The following is a 17049-nucleotide window of genomic DNA, read 5'->3' as shown; positions in this document are numbered from 1 at the left end:
GTTCTAGCGGTGTCGATCATGATCATTTCGAACCAGCGCTGCGCAAACTTGACTTGATGGCAGCGGCAATCAGCATGGTTGGTAGTGCATCGGCACTATTGAGCGCGACGGCGGTCATGGGAGGTGTAGGCCAACGCGAAGCGTGCCCGATGTTCTGGATGATGGTGTCGACAACCGACTACGGACATGCAGGCTGCGCCATTGTTGTGGCGATGCTTGTTCTCTTTTTTGTTCGATTAGTAGGCGGAGTTGGCCGCAGCAGCGATATTGCTGTCGTTCTGCTTTTGGCTATTTTTTCTGCAACACGGGCGTCCATGGGGCATGCGGGCGAGGAAGGCTTCTGGACCATTCCGCTAGCGGTTGAAGCGATCCATTTTTTTGCCATCGGCCTATGGACTGGTGCAGTGATGGTTTCCGGCTGGTTTGTTCTACATGAGTCGCGGATAAGGAAATTTGATACGGGGTCCACTGATCAATACCTCGAACTGATGTCCCAGGCAGCAATGCTTGCAGTAGTTGCCATTGTTGCTACTGGAATTTACAGCACATGGCACCGAGTGGGGAGCTCAGAGCATCTTATTCATACCAACTACGGCATTACCTTGCTGGTCAAAGTTGCATTGGTCCTCGTTGCCATCGCCTTGGGCGGCTACAACAAATTTCTTGGACTGCCAGCCGCCTCCCGCTCCTCCCGCGGCGTCACTCTGGTGAGAGTCGTTTTACAAGTAGAGACCTTGCTACTGCTCGGTGCACTGTTTGCGGCGGCAATTCTTACCACTCAACAACCACCTACCGCGATGTAGTGTCGCGACGGTTTTCTACAAGGGAGTACGATATGAAAAAGATGACCTTAAATGCAATTTCAGCAATGTTACTGGCCAGTTTGAGCACTTTCAGCATTGCTGCGGTACCGGATAGCAGCCCAGCAGCACACAGTGGCCACCAACATGGCGCAAATGAGCAGAGCGCATCTCTTGTGGGCAAGGCGGGTGACCCGAAAAAAGCGACGCGTACCGTCACTGTCGATATGAACGACGCCATGCGCTTTAACCCAGCGTCTATTGCCGTGAAACGGGGCGAGACCATTCGCTTTGTCGTCAACAATTCCGGCAAGATCAAGCATGAGATGGTCATTGGCTCAGAGAGCGAGTTGAAAGAACATGCCCAACAAATGGCAAAGTTTCCGGAGATGGAGCATGCGGAACCCAATCAGGTGACCCTGACGCCTGGAAAATCGGGAACCATTGTCTGGCAGTTCGACAAAGCCGGCAAAGTGGAATTTGCGTGCTTACAACCCGGTCACTTTGAGGCGGGCATGAAGGGGCAGGTAGTGGTTTCTGCCAAATAGGGGTCAGCTCACGAAACGGAAAAAATCGTACGCTAAGACTTTCCGGGTGCCCATAACGGCCGAAATTTTCCCTGCTCGACCTCCTTGCTCTGGCGCCAGATGTAATCGCCGATCAGATTGATGTGCTCCCAGCCCAGCGGCGACAGGTGAGTCAGTAGCGTGTCGTCCACCTTCTTCCCTGAATCTCTCAGCGCCTGCACCGCCCGCTCCAGGTAGACCGTATTCCACAGCACGATCGCCGCCACCACCAGGTTGAGACCGCTCGCGCGGTAGCGCTGATTTTCAAAGCTCCGGTCGCGCATTTCGCCCAACCGGTTCAGGAACACGGCGCGGGCCAACGCGTTCTTGGCCTCGCCCTTGTTCAATCCGATCTGCACACGGCGGCGCAGTTCGACGTTCTGCATCCAGTCGAGCGTAAACAGCGTGCGCTCGATGCGGCCCAGTTCACGCAGCGCCACAGCCAGACCGTTTTGACGCGGGTAGCTGCCAAGCTTGCGCAGCATCAGCGAGGCCGTTACCGTGCCCTGCTTGATCGACGCGGCGAGCCGCAGGATTTCGTCCCAATGCGCACGGATATACTTCACATTGATGTTGCCGCCAATCATCTCGGCGAGCGTCGGATATTGTTTTGTATCGCCGTGAATGTACAGGCGCTTGTCTGCCAGGTCGCGAATGCGCGGGGCGAAACGAAACCCCAGCAAGTGCATGAGGCCGAACACATGGTCGGTGAAGCCGGCCGTGTCGGTATAGTGTTCTTCAATCCGCAAGTCGGATTCGTGATACAGCAGCCCGTCCAGAACATAGGTCGAGTCGCGCACCGTGGCATTGATGACATTGGGATAGAACGGGGCATACTGGTCGTTGATGTGTGTATAGAATTGCACGCCAGGTACCTGACCGTATTTCAGGTTCACCTGTCCGGCGAACTGGCCCCGGCCACCGGCCTTGAAGTTCTGGCCGTCCGAGGACGACGTGGTGCCATCGCCCCAATGTGCAGCGAAGGGCTGGTGGAGTTGCGCGTTGACCAGTTCGGCCAGCCCCGCCGAGTAGGTTTCGTCCCGGATGTGCCAGGCCTGCAGCCACGTCAGCTTGGCATAGGTGGTTCCGGGGCAGGATTCCGCCATTTTGGTCAGACCAAGGTTGATGGCGTCGGCCAGAATGGTGGTCAGCAACAGGCGCCGATCTTCGGCCGTGTCGCCACTTTTGAGGTGCGTGAAGTGACGTGTGAAGTCGGTCCAGCCATCGACCTCCAGTAACAGTTCCGTGATTTTCAGATGCGGCAACAAGCCGTTTGCCTGCTGTATCAAGACATCGGCTTCGTCAGGTACGGCGTTATTCAATGGCGTAATTTTAAGACGGCCGGCATCGGTGACAACGGCGTCCGGCAATTCATTGGCGGTGGCCAGGCGCTCCACGGTTGCCACTTCGGATTCCAGCATGGCCAGCCTGGCCTTCAAAAAAAGATCGCAATCGGTTTCGACAGCGATCCCGAGTTCCTTTTGATCGCGCTGCAACGTAAATTTAGGCGCCGGCAAGAGGTATTCATCGAAATCCTTGAACTGGCGCGACCCTTGCACCCAGATGTCGCCCGACCGCAGAGAATTTTTCAATTCCGACAATACGCACAGCTCGTAAAAGCGCCGGTCCAGACCTTCCGGTGTACCCACCAACGTCTCCCAGCGCTTGCGAACAAACGAGGTGGGCGCGTCGTCGGGCACCTTGCGCGACTGCCGCTCATTCATTTCCTTCAACACCTCAATCGCCGCCAGCAGATCGCGCGCCGTCGGCGCCGCCTTCATCTTCAGCGCTTCCAGGAAGATCGGCGTGTAGCGCCGCATCTGGCTAAATCCATCGCCGATCAAGGACAGAAAATCGAAATTCTCCGGCTGGGCCAGCGCCTCCGCCTCGGTGACGCTCTCGGCGAATGCATCCCACGGAATGATTGCCTCGATGGCGACGAAGGGATCGTTCCCGGATTGCTTTGCATCGACGAGGGCACGCCCGATACGCCAGTACAGCCGCACCTTGTCGTTGATTGTCTTGCCGGATTGCTGGAATCGGTCGGAGTGCTTGCGTTTGGCCTTGCTGAACAACGATGCCATGAATCGGTCATGCAGGTCGATGATTTCGTCGATCAGCGTCGCGCGCATATCGAGTATGACCGCCACCAGGGTGGCGTAACGACGGATTGGCTCCAGGTCGCGCAGATGCTGAGCCGTCATTTGTGCGCCTTCGCGGGCAAGCTTCAACAGACGGTTTTGATGAACGGCATGCTCCAGATCGTCCGGTAGCAAGAGTTCTCGAACGGCTTTCAGGCGATCCAGATGGGCCAGCATGTGCTTGGGCCTGGGAGAGCCGGGAGGCTGGCGCAGCCATATCAGCACGCTGCCCTTGGTGCCCTCACGCACCGTTAACAAGTCGTCCAAAGAACGAAGGTGGCGCTCGGCCAGCGGCGATGTCATCGCCTCATACACCTGGCGCGTGCCGCGCGTGAGTGCTTCGCTGCACACCCGCTCGATGACATCGAGCGCCGGCATGATGATGCGCTGCTGCCTCAACGTCTCTATCAACGCTTCGGCGATCACGACGCCACGGTCGGTTTGCTGAGCCAGCTCAGCGAGTTGGTGAATGAGACGCCGAAAGTCGGCGCCAGTGAAGGGGGACAGGTTTAGCCACGCCTGCAATTCGGCCAGATGCTCGCGCCGAGTCTCCGGCCGTTGCGCATACTGAGGCCAAATCTCCGGCTCAATGCGCAATTGGCGCCCAACCGTCAACAGCAGCGGCGCAGGTGGCTCCTCATCGGTTGGCAAGGCAAAACCAGGATAGCGCAGATAACACAGTTGCACCGCAAAGCCGAGGCGATTGTGCTTGCCACGACGCTGGCGGATCGCCGCCAGGTCGGACTCGGAAAAAGTGTAGTGCCGGACGAATTCATCGTCAGTGACGGGAAAAGCAAGCAAGCCGGTGCGCTCGGCAGGTGTCAATACACTGCGACGTGGCATGCTCAATCATCCGTTTTCAGGTACTGGTACAGAGTCTCGCGGCTGATGCCGAACTCGCGAGCAAGCGTTGCCTTCTTTTCACCCGCATCAACCCGGCGCCGCAAATTGACCTCTTGCTCGGGTGACAGCGCCTTCTTGCGCCCCCGGTAGGCCCCGCGCTGCTTGGCCAGCGCGATGCCTTCTCGTTGCCGTTCGCGGATCAGCGCTCTCTCGAATTCGGCGAACGCGCCCATTACCGACAACATCAGGTTCGCCATTGGCGAGTCCTCGCCGGTGAACGTCAGACACTCCTTGACGAATTCGATGCGAATGCCGCGCCTGGTCAGTTTTTGCACCAGGCTGCGCAAGTCGTCCAGATTGCGCGCCAGGCGATCCATGCTGTGCACCACCACCGTGTCGCCCTCGCGGACGAAGGACATCAGCGCGTCGAGTTCCGGCCGCTGGGTATCCTTGCCGGATGCCTTGTCGGTGAACTGCTTGTCCACTTGGACCTGTTCAAGTTGGCGCTCCGGGTTTTGGTCGAAACTGCTGACCCGGATATAGCCGATGCGTTGACCGTGCAAAGTGCCTCCAAACAAAATGTGTCAGGAAAACTCTATGACCCTGCACGGAAGATGTCAAGAAATAGAAATTTCGACTCTATCCTGACGAGGTGAGGCAGGGCCGCCTGACATCAGGTTAGGGTGTAGTTCAAGTTGACACTGATTCGGCGCTAAGCAAACGCGTTGAATCAGCTTCGCTGAGTTGTCACCCGGTTCGCCGCACGCAAATTGACGGTAAAGGCTCCCACAACGATGAGCAGTACGGCGACCTGCGCCAAGAGCGTCTCCCATGACGGATGGATGCCCAGCAGGTCAATGCGTGGAATTGCAACCGGACTGGTATGCAACAGTCCGGCCTCTTGCAGCCCTGCAATACCCTTGCCAGCCAAGATCACCGCGAGCACTGCCACTAGCAAGGAACTCGCCGCAAAAAACTGCCCAATCGGCAGTCGCGCACTGGTGCGCAGCAATACGACTGCAAGCAGCGCCAAAAGCGCCATGCCTGTTCCCAAGCCAGCGAGCAGTGGCCAGCCATTACCCTCTGTCCAGAGGGCGGTATAGAACAGTACCGTCTCGAACACCTCGCGGTACACCGCAACGAAAGACAGCGAGAACAGGAACCACGCCGTGCGTTTATTGAGTGCCGTGGACAGTTTTTCCTTGAGGTAAACCTGCCAGCGACCCGCAACGCTCTTTTGGTGCATCCACATGCCGACACCGAGCAGTACCACAGCAGCGAAGAGCGACGAGAAGCCTTCCGTTAATTCCCGGCTCGCTCCGCTGACGCCGACCAAGTAGGTCGCCACGACCCAAGTGACGCCGCCGGCCGCCAGTGCGGCCACCCAGCCAGCATGCACATAAGCCACCACGTCCTTGCGCTCGGCCTTCTTGAGAAAGGCCAGCATGGCCACAACCACCAGCAGGGCTTCCAAGCCCTCACGCAGCAAGATGGTTAACGCCCCAACGAAGGCCGCCACAGCATCGTTTTCCGAGAGTGCGAGCACATTGTCTGCCTCATCAAGAAAACCTTGCAACTGCTGTTGTGCGGCCTGCACGTCGGCAGGCGTGCCGTTGGCCAGCAATGCCCGGTAGGACACCATCGCGGCTTCGATCTTCTCGAACAGCGGACGGTTGCGGGTGGCGAGTGCCGGTTCGACCGGTTCGAAGCCATCGAGGTAGGCGGACAAGGCCAGCTTGGTTGCGGCCGCACGATTCCCGCCTTGCAATGCTGCCACGCTCTCGGCGAGCTTGGCCTTGGCAATCGAGGTGCCTTTCGGTTTGTTTGCGTTCAGCGCACTCGGGTTGGCGCGCAGGTATGCGGTCAGCGCTTTGGCTGACGGTTCATCCAGCCTGTCCGCCAAGACATGCTCAGAGGTTTGCGTCAGTGCATTCAGATTGGCGACCGTCTGACGAGCCTGTGCTTTCGTTTGCCAGAGCTTGGCCCCTTCCGCCTTGTCGCTCTCTGCATAGGACAGCGTACCGACGAAGAAGGCCAACGCCCAGCGATCCTCGTCCGACAGTGAGTCGAAGCCCTGCATCGCGGTTCCCTGGACACCATTGCTGATGACCTGATGCAGCGCGAACAGACTCCGTTCACGCGCCCGCAGGTGCTCGGCCAGCACGGTCGGTTTGGGATTCAGGGACGCAGCCAAGGGCCCGTCGCCTCGCCCTTGCGGGCCGTGACATGCCGCGCAATGCGCCTGAAACAACTGCGCGCCCCGTGCCAAATCCGGCATGGTGGCTGGAGCCACCGGGAACGGATATGCCTTTTGCACGGCGCTGGACAGAGCATGTGCCAGTCGCGCTACGGTGACCGGATCGGCTTTATTCGCCACCGCGCCGCGCAGTTCGGCGGCCTGTTGCAACAAGACGTCCTTGCCAGTCTGGCCCGGCAGTTCGCGCAACTGACGCTCGGCCGTGGTAGCGAACTCCTGCATTTCGGTGTATTCCGATGTTTTCAGTACCGCGCCATTGGCTATCGCACCGCCGTAATCAACGGCCACGTAGTCCAGGAGCTGCCAAATTTGCTTGGCTTTGGATTCGGTGGTATCGGCGGCGTGTGCCGACCCGCCGATCAATGTAAAAGTCGCCAGCAGCATTGCCATTAACCAGCGATCAAGATTTCGATAAAACATGTGAAATTCCAGGATAATATTATTGCGAATGATTATAATTCTCAATTGGCTTTGCGTCCACTGTCTTGCTTTGGTTCAGCCCTTTCACAATGAGCAGAACCGCCCCAGACGTGATGGCCACATCGGCGAGATTAAAGGCCGGCCAGTGTGCGTGCAGCCAATGGAAGTCGAGGAAATCCACGACTTGCCCGCGCAAGACGCGATCCGCGACGTTCCCGAGTGCGCCACCGAGGATCAGGCTATAACCCACCGCTTCGAGGCGGTTCAGGCGCTGCCGCAGCATGTGTACCAGCCAGGCTGAGACCGTCAGGCCCAGGGTAATAAAGAAGTAGCGTTGCCAACCGCTCGCGCTCGCTAGGAAACTGAATGCAGCCCCAGGATTCAATACATGGACAAAGTTGAAAAACGCTGTGACTTCAACCTGTTCACCATAAGCAAGCATGCGGCTGATGGCGAGCTTTGAGAGCTGATCGGTCATGACGGCGCAGGCGGCCACCCCATACCAGATTAAGGCCGGTGTGCGGCGCGCCGTTTGCCATGCAGGGGCAGCAAGTGGAATCAGCCACCCGGCGAGAACGGTAGAACTCAATCCGAGGATCCAACCCGCCAGCACGTCGGCCGGGAAGTGCATCCCAGCTGCGATGCGCGACCAGCCGACCAACCCGGCATACAGCATCAAACCGATGCGGCCACGTCGTCCCACCAAGGGCCAGAGCGCGCCGACAACCAGCGCCGAATAGGTGGCATGCCCGCTGGGCAGGCTGTAGTGCCGCTCAATCTCACCGATGACGCGCACCAGGTCGCCGAGGACGGCGGGTGGGCGTGGGAAGTCGAGCCACAGCTTTAAGACGGCGGCGGCGAGCAAAGCCAGCATGAAGGCCATGCCAAAGCCAGCGAGCCGCAGCCGCACAGCATGGCCGCGCGCTGGATCGGTGGCCGACTTCGACCACCACCACAGACTCAGCAGCATCAGTGGCGCTGTCCAGTAGCTGCCAACGAGGCTGAAGAACCACGCAAACGGATCGAGTGTCGCTGGCGTCCCCGCATTGATGGCTTGAAACAATGTGAGGTTCAGAGTACCCCAGTCATAGAGAATGAATTTCCAGCTCATCGGCGCAACAACCTCAAGCCGTTGCCCACGACGAGCAAGCTGGCTCCCATGTCAGCAAATACGGCCATCCACATGGTCGCATGGCCGGTGAAGGTCAGAACCAGAAACACCACCTTGATGCCGAGCGCCAACACGATGTTTTGCGTCAGCACTTGAGCTGTCGCACGCGACAGGCGCACGAAAGTTGGAATCTTGCGCAGGTCATCGTCCATCAGAGCCACGTCGGCCGTCTCGATGGCGGTGTCGGTGCCTGCGGCCCCCATTGCAAAGCCAATGTCAGCACGCGCCAAGGCCGGGGCATCGTTGATGCCGTCGCCTACCATGCCGACCTTGCCGATCTGCGCCAGTTGCTCGACCTCGCGCAGCTTGTCCTGTGGCAGCAAATTACCCTGCGCACGGTCGATCCCTGCCTGAGCGGCAATCGCCAGCGCGGTATGCGGATTGTCGCCGGTCAACATCATGGTGTTGATGCCCATCGCATGCAGCTCGGCGATGGCGTTCCTGCTGCTGTCCTTGATGGTATCCGCCACCGCGATGAGGGCTTGTGTGCCACTTGCGCCCACCAGTATCACCACGGTCTTGCCTTCGGTCTCGATCGCTGCAATGCGCTGTTCCAGTTCCGGCGTGCAGCGCCCCAGCTCTTCGAGCAACCGATGGTTGCCAAGGTGATAGGTTGCACCATCAATGCTACCTCGCACGCCCCGGCCGGGCAGCGCGGCGAACTCGATAACTTCGTGCAGGGCAACACCTTCGGCGTTCGCGGCCTGCGCTACGGCTTTGGATACCGGATGGTCAGAGCGGGCCGCCAGACTGGCGGCGATGCTACGGCTACTGGTGGGAGATGCGTTTGCCCATGCGATGAAATCGGTCTGCGCGGGCTTGCCGTGCGTGATCGTGCCGGTCTTATCCAGTGCCAGCCAGCGCAGCTTGTGGCCTGCTTCCAGATACACGCCACCTTTGATGAGAATGCCGTGGCGCGCAGCGGCGGCCAAGCCGCTGACGATGCTGACTGGCGTGGAGATCACCAGCGCGCACGGGCAGGCGACGACCAGCAAAACCAGCGCGCGGTAAATCCAGTCCAGCCACGCCGCTCCCATGAACAGCGGGGGCACCAGCGCAACGGTGATTGCGATGCCGAACATGACGGGCGTGTACCAGCGGGCGAACTGATCGACAAAGCGCTGAGTCGGCGCGCGGCTGCCTTGAGCGGCTTCCACCGCGTGGATGATGCGGGCCAGCGTGGAATTGCTGGCCATGGCCGTGACGCGATACTCGAACGAGCCGGATTCGTTGATGGTGGCGGCGAACACCGGATCGCCCGGCGCTTTCTCGACCGGCAGGCTTTCGCCGGTGATCGGTGCTTGGTTGACGGTGGAGTGCCCTTCCAATATCTCCCCATCCAGCGCGATGCGTTCGCCCGGCTTGATGCGAACCCGGCTGCCGATGGCAACCTGTTTAACCCCCACTTCGCGCCATGTGCCATCCGGCTGCTGCACCGTGGCTCGTTCCGGGGCAAGATCGAGCAAGCCACGGATGGCGTTGCGGGCGCGATCCAGCGACTTGGCTTCGATCACCTCGGCCAATGCGAAAAGCACCATCACCATCGCCGCTTCCGGCCAGTGGCCGATCAACATCGCGCCCGTGACAGCAATCGACATCAGCGCGTTCATGTTGAGATTGCGGTTCTTGAGCGCGATCCAACCCTTCTTGTAGGTGGACAAGCCGCCCGTGAAGATGGCGACCAATGCCAAAACCATGACCGACCAGTGGTTGCCGTTGTAGAGCCAATAGACACCTTCCGCAGCCGATGCCGCGACCAAGGAAATGCCGAGCGGCCACCAGTTGGTAGAGGCGGGCGTCAATGCCGCAGATGAGGGGGTGTCGTCCTTTGCATCGAGCACTTGCACATCGAATTCGAGCGATTTCAATGCGGCCAAGACATCCGGCAGTGTGTGAGGTGCATGGCGCACGGCCAGCGTGCGCTGGATCAGATTGAAATCAAGATCGGCAACCCCGGCCACCGTGGCGAGCTTGTTGCGGATCAGAGCCTCTTCGGTCGGGCAATCCATCTTTGCAATGGCCAGTTTGGTGGTTTGCCCGGCCGATGCTTCGTCCATGCGCACGGCGTGCATGCCGATGGCCATCAAGGCTTGCTCAACTGGGGATAGCGACGGCAGTTCGTGCCGCACGGCCAAGGTGCGCTGCATCAGGTTGAAGTCGAGTCCGACCACACCCGGCAACCTTGCCAGCTTGCTACGGATCAGCGCCTCTTCCGTGGGACAGTCCATGTTCTCGATCCGGTAGACCGCTTGGGGCGATTCGGCCTTGGATTGGGCTTGCACCGTGGGCTGGATGACAGGCATGGTCGAGCAGCCGCACCCCTTTGAACCGCATTCGCTCATGGCAATTCCTTTTATATAGATCGTTTGTTATTGCCTATTAAAATCTCTATAGCTACTATAGAGTCAAGCATTAAATGAAAAATGAGGACGAAACATGAAAATCAGGATTGGCGAACTCGCCAAACGGACAGGGTGCGAGATTGTGACCATCCGTTACTACGAAACTGAAGGACTATTGCCGCCACCCGCGCGCAGTGAGGGCAACTTCAGGCTGTATGTTGAGGAGCACGTCGAGCGCTTGAAGTTCATCCGCCATTGCCGTTCGCTCGACATGAAGTTGAGCGAAATCCGAGCACTGCTGGGCCTGCGAGACAACCCGACTCAGGATTGCGGCGAAGTCAATGCGCTACTGGATGCCCATATCCAGCAGGTGGAAATGCGCGTGGAAGCGTTGTTGCAGTTAAAGCAGCACTTGGTTACTTTGCGCGAGAAGTGCCCCGGTGCTCAACTGGTAGACGCGTGCGGCATCCTTCAAGGGCTGACCGATCATTCTTGCCATTCCGTTTCCACCTCAAATTTGTCTGTCGCTTGACCTGCAAACCACATGACCGAGCTAAACGTGCTTTATTTTCCGTTTTCTGAGACTCCCCCTTAAGCGCTTTTCAGAGTTTTGTACCTATTCCTGGGAGCACATCAACCTGATCGGAGATTACATCTGGCGCCTGGAAAATCTTAGCGTACGATTTTTTCCGTTTCGTGAGCTGACCCCTAATTGCCGGATCTATCCACTGAGCACCTGATAGTCAACTGCTCGGGTTTGATCGTTGCTACTGGGTCAAAACATGTAAAAACGAGACGCGTTGCGACTGCAGTGTCTCGCAGGGAGACGCCTATCCGATACAATGGACTGTATTAATTTCCGGAATCAAGATGAGTCACTCACCGCTTTTGAGGCATATTCTGGAAGGAAAAGAGTATGGGCCGATTTTGAAGAGCCCCGATGTTGCGCTGCACCGAACCGAATGGCGCTCCCTGTTCAAAAGACTGATCATTTGCCCGCCGAAGGATCGCACCATTGCCGATAACTTCCACACACAATGGCATGTATCTCATCACTACATTCGGCAGCTTATAGATGACGATGCTTTGCTAATGGATATGTTATGGGTTTGGCTCCCGCGCTACAACGGCCCGTCAGTGGAACTATATCGAGGTGAGAACATTGATCGGCTTGAAAATGGTATGGTCGGAACCGCATGGACCAGCAGGGAGGGGATGGCCAGCACGTTCGCTGGCGGCTTGAACGCCGTCGGCAAAGGCGGCGTAATCCTTCAGACGTTAGCTCCAGCCTCGTCAATCATCGCTGGTCCTTCCAAGCATTCCATCTATTTGGGAGAGTACGAATTCACCCTCGACACCCGTAAGCTCGACGAGATTGTGCGAATCCGCGATTTCAGCCCATGCAACCTTCTCCTTGACCAGAGTCATGAATGATCGTGCCGATGATGAATGTCGGGGTAATGGAGATGCGCATGGCGCAGCGGCACATGTTGATGCGCATGCACATGCGGCTCCTTGCCATCCCAACTGTCGTCATGCGTATGCTGGTGATGGGCGTCATGGGTGTGTGCATGCGTGTGGAACAACGGTTCATGCTCGTGATCGTGATCGTGCTTTTCCGTCAAATGCAGCCAGATACCCGCGGCCATCAGTGCTGCGGCTAGCCAGAAAAGCAGTCCTGGTATCTCGCCCAGCATGAACAGCGAGATGACCGCCCCGACAAACGGTGCTGCCGAGAAATAAGCGCCGGTACGGGCCGTTCCCAGGTGGCGCAACGCCAGCACGAACATCACCAGGCTCAAGCCATAGCCGCAAAAACCAACCAGTCCGGCACTCAGGGAAATGCTGACGCTGGGCAAGGAATAACCGAGGGCCAGGGCAATAGCCAGGTTGACGGAACCGGCCACCAGGCCCTTCAAGGCGGCAATCTGCAAAGCATCGCTGGCCGACACCTTGCGCGTCAGGTTATTGTCGATGCCCCAGCACAGGCAGGCGCCGACAATGGCGATCGCGCCCCAAGGCACGCCAAGCTTGGGCACTTGCTCCCAAGACAGCAGGATGCCGGCGGCGACGATCAGCAGCATGCCGATGAAAATGCGGCGGTCGAAGTTTTCCTTGAAGACGAACCAGGCAAGCATCGCCGTAAGCACGCCCTCGATATTGAGCAGTAGCGATGCCGACGAGGCAGGCGTGAGCGTCAGGCCAAACATCAGCAATACCGGCCCCGCAATCCCGCCGAAGGCGATCGCCCCCGCGAGCCAGGGTAGATCCGCTCCCGTGAGCGTGGCAGGCTTGTCCTGATTTTTGCGGGTGAGCACCGCGCGTACCATGAAGCAGGCCAGCAGGCCCAGTCCGCTGCCCAGATACAGCACCCCGGCCAAAATGACGGGGCGACCTGACCCACCAGCGTTTTGGCAAAGGGCGTACTGGCGCCGAAGAGGGCCGCTGCCAGCAAGGCGTACACGACCCCCTGATGCGTGCCGTGACTGGAAGAAGACGATGATGAAGTCATGCTATGCTTTCGTAGAGTATTTTTTGCCTTGTCTACAAGTATGCACGATCTGGCACTCGCTGGCTTCGCGGCCCTCGCATGCTGCCCGGTGAGGGGCCGCATGGTGGCTTACTTGGCGACCAGGTCGGCCTTGACCGTGTTCTTGTCCGCAAAGGTGATGCTGGCTTGGGCACGGGTGCTCGCCGGCCTTGCGACCGGCACGGCAATCCTCGCTGCCATCGGTGTGATTCTATTGCGCTCTTCGGCGCGTTTGCCGATTAGCCAGTTTTTCGCGTTCAGCTCGGCTCTGGTTGCAGTGCTGGCAGTTGTGCTCATGTGTAAAGGCGTCGCTGCATTGCAAAAAATTGGCTATCTGGAAATAACGCCAATCACCATGCCTCGGATTGATGTCCTGGGTGTCTACACCTTCGAGTTCAAAGAGCTCGCCGTCAAGCGCGGTGGAGGCAGAAGGCCAAGCGATTTCGGCGATGGACAAGGAGCTTGGACTTAGCGACCAGACGCTACGCAACTAGATAAAGGCGGCTACTCGGGCCAGCTCAAGGGAACTGACAACAAGGTGGTGACGACGGAGCGATGGAGATACTTCAGTTTGTGAAATTTTGCTCAGCGCGACGCTCTGAACTTATCAAGGAAACACGCGCAACATTCCAAAGTAATTTCATGCGCTATAATACTTCGCATGGTCAAACGGTTCCTTTACATGATAGCTGTCGCTTTTACTCTCCAGATGAGCTGGGGAGTTGCGAGCGCCTATTGCATGCATGAGACCGGTAAAGCCAGCCAGCATTTCGGACATCACCAGCATGAACACAGCAAATCGAAGGATGTTTGTTGTGGAAATGCGTCTACGCCGAAAAAAACTTCGGTCCACCTCGATTGCCCATCATGCACTCATGGATCTGTTGGCGTGTTGGCATGGACTGCCAGCTTCCTCGAACCCATGATAATAGATCATCCGGCGCCCTTGTCGGTACCAGTACTTCCCCCTCCCTATCTCGAATTACCCGAACGCCCTCAGTGGCATGTCGCCGCCTAGTCCGGCGACACTCGTTCTTATACATCTGCACATTTTGTAGTACCTTGTAGATCGTTACGCATACGCGTAGGCGTGTCGTCGCCGGATTCTTCCTATTCATTTTTTGGAGAATTTTATGCGACCATTTTTAATGCCGCTGGGGCTTGCGCTGGCATTGGCATATCCCTTGCAGACGACTGCACAAACGGTATATCCGCCATCTGCAACTATTATTACAGAAGCCGCTCAGGTCGGTTCTACGCCTCTCACTCTGTCTGAGGCAATCAGGCTCGCCTTTGAGGGAAACCCGGGATTACGGGCCGCCGCGCGCGATATTGATATCGCCGCTGGTGAGCGTATCCAGGCCGGCGCACGACGCAATCCTGAACTTTCTATCCTGTCCGAGGGTCTGCAGAAAGAACAGCGGACAAGAACCGTACAGTTTAGCCAGCCCTTGGAACTGGGCGGCAAACGTGCTGCACGCATCGTCGCTGCCGATGTCGGAAGCGAAATCGCTGCCGCTGATCTGGCTGGCTACCGCACGTCGCTGCGTGCAGACGTCGTGACGGCATTTTTCGATGTCGTGGCGGCGCAAGAGCGCTACCAACTTGCACAAGAATCGCAACAACTCGCCCAGCGCGTCAGCGATGCCGCCGCAAGACGTGTCATCGCCGGGAAAGTGTCTCCGGTAGAAGAAACGCGGGCGCGCGTCGCGGGAGCAAGCAGTAAAATTGAACTCAATCAGGCAACTAACGAGTTAACGCTTTCCAAGCGGCGCCTTGCGGCAACCTGGGGCATCCAAACACCGCAGTTCTATTCTGTGGTGGCGCTTGATATGTCATCTACTGCCATTCCGACATCGAACGAATTGCTGACACGCCTGCCAGGCGCACCCCAAACGCTGCGGGCACGGCTCGAAATCGATCGCCAGATCGCACTGGCCAAAGTCGAACGCAGCCGCCGGGTACCCGACTTGAATGTGATTGTCGGCACGCAGCGCGATGAACAACTCGGTCAAGCAGGGCCACGCCGCACCATCCTGGGTCTGTCGATCCCCCTCCCGTTCTTTGACCGCAATCAAGGCAATGTCCTTGCCGCATTGCGCCGTGCCGACAAGGCAAAGGACGAACTGAAAGTGGTGGAGAACAGGTTGACAATGGAAGTTGGCGAAGCATCGGCACGCCTCGAAGCCGCCCAGTCCGAATTGGGGATTTTACGTACCGAAATTTTGCCGGGCGCGCTCAGCGCGTATGAAGCGGCATCCAAGGGGTTTGAGTTGGGCAAGTTCGGATTTCTCGACGTACTCGATGCCCAACGCACGCTGTTCCAGGCCAAAACCCAATATGTACGAGCGCTCGCCGAATCGCATCGGGCCGCTTCAGACATTGACCGCATTCTCGGCCGCGTTGAATCGAACGGCGCATTGATCGCACCTGCGATCTCCTATCAGGAAGCAAAATGAAAACACCGAACATTGAAAAGAAAACAATAGGCGCGATTATCGGCGTTCTGGTCGTCGGCATAGCCTTGCTGATCGCTATTTTATTTACCGGGAAATCCGACAACAAGGAAGAATCCAAGGAGGCCGAAACGTCCGAGAGTGCCGACGCCAAAGGCGGTTCCGGATCCGGCTCGACAAAAAAAGGAGCACACGGTGGCAAGTTATTTGTTCAGGGAGCCACGTCGGTTGAAGTGGTCCTTGCCGAAGAAAACGGCGAGGCCCGCCATCGCCTCTGGCTGTACGAGAACGGCAAACAAATCGCCCCGGCTTCGGCCACTGCGACCGAACAAATCAAACGCGCCGACGGACAAACGCTGAACTTCGACTTTGCCGTCGACAAGGACAGCCTGCTCGCCAAAGGCAGCATCGCCGAGCCACATATCTTCGACGCGTTCATTACCGTGCGCAAGGGTGGCGCGGCGATTCAGATCAAGATCCAGAGCGAGGAAGGCAAAATCGAGCTGAGCGCGGCCCAAATCAAAACCGCCGGTGTGGTCATGGCGACCGCCGGCGGGGCCAAGATCAACAGTGTGTTTCAACTGGCCGGCGAAATACGGTTTAATGAAGACCGTACCGCGCACGTCGTGCCGCGGCTGCAAGGGGTCGTCGAAAGTGTCGCGGTCGAGTTGGGACAGCAGGTCAAAAAGGGACAAGTTTTGGCGGTCATCGCCAGCACGGTACTGTCGGAAATGCGTAGCGAGTCACTTGGCGCCCAGAAGCGCCTGGCCTTGGCGAAACTGACGTATGAGCGCGAGAAGAAGCTCTGGGAAGACAAGATCTCTGCCGAGCAAGATTATCTGCAAGCTCAGCAGAGCCTGCGCGAGGCCGAAATCGCTTCACAAAATGCGACGCAAAAAATCGCCGCCATCGGTGCCTCCACCGGAACTTCGGGCGCATTGAGCCGTTTTGAACTGCGCGCCCCGTTCGACGGCGCTATTGTGGAAAAGCACATTACCCTGGGCGAGTCCGTCACGGCGGAAGCGATGGTGTTTACCATCGCCGACCTGTCCACCGTCTGGGCCGAGATCATTGTCCCGGCCAAGGATATTGGCGCTGTGCGAGTCGGCACGAAAGCCATCGTGAAAGCGACCTCCATGGATTCCGAGGCAAGCGGCGTCGTGTCATACGTTGGATCGCTGCTGGGCGAACAAACCCGCACCGCCAAAGCACGCGTTACCCTGGCCAATCCGAAGCTGGCATGGCGCCCGGGCCTGTTCGTGAACGTCGAACTCACGTCCGATGAGCGCGATGTTGCAGTGGCAGTGTCGAGCGAGGCGATCCAGACGGTGGGCGAAAGTCCTGCTGTGTACATCGGTATCGAGGGTGGCTTCTTTGCCCAGCCAGTGGAAACCGGCCGCAGCGACGGTAAATATACCGAGATCGTCAAAGGCCTTGTCGCCGGTACGGTCTATGCGGCAAAAGGTAGCTTCGTCCTCAAGGCGGAGCAGGGCAAAGACAGCGCCGAACATGCACATTAAGCC

Annotated in this window: 11 protein-coding genes and 2 pseudogenes; 7 read left to right on the top strand and 6 right to left on the bottom strand. The window is 58.1% G+C overall.

Going from position 1 to position 17049, the window contains the following annotated elements; all coding sequences use genetic code 11:
* The first annotated feature begins 56 nt into the window (after positions 1-56).
* Both CLU90_RS30250 and CLU90_RS28605 read left to right on the top strand, forming a co-directional pair.
* Positions 57-803 (top strand): copper resistance D family protein, encoded by a 747-nt coding sequence (locus tag CLU90_RS30250; protein WP_442906761.1) that lies wholly within the window; start codon positions 57-59, stop codon positions 801-803.
* Between the two features lie 32 nt (positions 804-835).
* A complete protein-coding gene (locus CLU90_RS28605) occupies positions 836-1348 on the top strand; it encodes a cupredoxin domain-containing protein (RefSeq protein ID WP_232731424.1) in 513 nt (170 codons plus the stop codon).
* 32 nt (positions 1349-1380) lie between these two features.
* Here the strand turns inward: CLU90_RS28605 and CLU90_RS28600 are convergent, their stop codons facing one another.
* The 5 genes from CLU90_RS28600 to CLU90_RS28580 form a co-directional block, all read right to left on the bottom strand.
* A complete protein-coding gene (locus CLU90_RS28600) occupies positions 1381-4350 on the bottom strand; it encodes a Tn3 family transposase (RefSeq protein ID WP_100429677.1) in 2970 nt (989 codons plus the stop codon).
* Between the two features lie 2 nt (positions 4351-4352).
* Positions 4353-4913 (bottom strand): recombinase family protein, encoded by a 561-nt coding sequence (locus CLU90_RS28595; protein ID WP_100429676.1) that lies wholly within the window; start codon positions 4911-4913, stop codon positions 4353-4355.
* A gap of 167 nt (positions 4914-5080) precedes the next feature.
* Entirely contained in the window at positions 5081-7027 is a 1947-nt protein-coding gene (locus tag CLU90_RS28590) for an FTR1 family protein (protein WP_442906757.1), read from the bottom strand.
* 19 nt (positions 7028-7046) lie between these two features.
* Positions 7047-8138, bottom strand: a complete 1092-nt coding sequence (gene lspA / locus CLU90_RS28585) for a signal peptidase II (RefSeq protein ID WP_100429675.1) — start codon at positions 8136-8138, stop codon at positions 7047-7049.
* Positions 8135-10540 carry a heavy metal translocating P-type ATPase gene (locus CLU90_RS28580; RefSeq protein ID WP_100429674.1) on the bottom strand — a complete coding sequence of 802 codons (2406 nt, stop codon included), beginning with the start codon at positions 10538-10540 and terminating at the stop codon, positions 8135-8137. The genes lspA and CLU90_RS28580 overlap by 4 nt, the downstream gene beginning before the upstream one ends.
* 94 nt (positions 10541-10634) lie before the next feature.
* Between CLU90_RS28580 and cadR the strand changes: the two genes are divergently transcribed.
* A complete protein-coding gene (gene cadR, locus CLU90_RS28575) occupies positions 10635-11072 on the top strand; it encodes a Cd(II)/Pb(II)-responsive transcriptional regulator (RefSeq protein WP_100429673.1) in 438 nt (145 codons plus the stop codon).
* 338 nt (positions 11073-11410) lie between these two features.
* A complete protein-coding gene (locus tag CLU90_RS28570; protein WP_198511365.1) occupies positions 11411-11974 on the top strand; it encodes a hypothetical protein in 564 nt (187 codons plus the stop codon).
* Here the strand turns inward: CLU90_RS28570 and CLU90_RS28565 are convergent.
* A pseudogene (locus CLU90_RS28565) lies at positions 11965-13052 on the bottom strand (DMT family transporter). The gene CLU90_RS28570 and the pseudogene CLU90_RS28565 overlap by 10 nt on opposite strands.
* Before the next feature lie 175 nt (positions 13053-13227).
* Between CLU90_RS28565 and CLU90_RS28560 the strand changes: the two are divergent.
* The 3 genes and pseudogenes from CLU90_RS28560 to CLU90_RS28550 form a co-directional block, all read left to right on the top strand.
* Positions 13228-13455 (top strand): annotated as a pseudogene (locus CLU90_RS28560) (iron permease); the annotation flags it as partial.
* A 748-nt stretch (positions 13456-14203) separates the two neighbouring features.
* The gene (locus CLU90_RS28555; RefSeq protein WP_100429672.1) at positions 14204-15529 is read left to right on the top strand and encodes a TolC family protein; all 1326 of its coding nucleotides are present in this window, start codon (positions 14204-14206) and stop codon (positions 15527-15529) included.
* Positions 15526-17046, top strand: a complete 1521-nt coding sequence (locus tag CLU90_RS28550; RefSeq protein ID WP_071080224.1) for an efflux RND transporter periplasmic adaptor subunit — start codon at positions 15526-15528, stop codon at positions 17044-17046. Before CLU90_RS28555 ends, CLU90_RS28550 begins: the two co-directional genes overlap by 4 nt.
* Positions 17047-17049 lie beyond the last annotated feature (3 nt).

Origin of the sequence: Janthinobacterium sp. 67 (assembly GCF_002797895.1) — a bacterium.
Taxonomy (GTDB): domain Bacteria; phylum Pseudomonadota; class Gammaproteobacteria; order Burkholderiales; family Burkholderiaceae_D; genus Janthinobacterium.
Note: the sequence above shows the minus strand (reverse complement) of the source record. Positions and strands in the feature narration are given on the sequence as shown.

Excerpts from the sequence above, each read along its gene's own strand:
- CLU90_RS30250 (WP_442906761.1), top strand. The coding sequence starts at position 57 with ATGGCAGCGGCAATCAGCATGGTTGGTAGTGCATCGGCACTATTGAGC.
- CLU90_RS28605 (WP_232731424.1), top strand. The coding sequence starts at position 836 with ATGAAAAAGATGACCTTAAATGCAATTTCAGCAATGTTACTGGCCAGT.
- CLU90_RS28600 (WP_100429677.1), bottom strand. The coding sequence starts at position 4,350 with ATGCCACGTCGCAGTGTATTGACACCTGCCGAGCGCACCGGCTTGCTT.
- CLU90_RS28590 (WP_442906757.1), bottom strand. The coding sequence starts at position 7,027 with ATGTTTTATCGAAATCTTGATCGCTGGTTAATGGCAATGCTGCTGGCG.
- lspA (WP_100429675.1), bottom strand. The coding sequence starts at position 8,138 with ATGAGCTGGAAATTCATTCTCTATGACTGGGGTACTCTGAACCTCACA.
- CLU90_RS28580 (WP_100429674.1), bottom strand. The coding sequence starts at position 10,540 with ATGAGCGAATGCGGTTCAAAGGGGTGCGGCTGCTCGACCATGCCTGTC.
- cadR (WP_100429673.1), top strand. The coding sequence starts at position 10,635 with ATGAAAATCAGGATTGGCGAACTCGCCAAACGGACAGGGTGCGAGATT.
- CLU90_RS28570 (WP_198511365.1), top strand. The coding sequence starts at position 11,411 with ATGAGTCACTCACCGCTTTTGAGGCATATTCTGGAAGGAAAAGAGTAT.
- CLU90_RS28555 (WP_100429672.1), top strand. The coding sequence starts at position 14,204 with ATGCGACCATTTTTAATGCCGCTGGGGCTTGCGCTGGCATTGGCATAT.
- CLU90_RS28550 (WP_071080224.1), top strand. The coding sequence starts at position 15,526 with ATGAAAACACCGAACATTGAAAAGAAAACAATAGGCGCGATTATCGGC.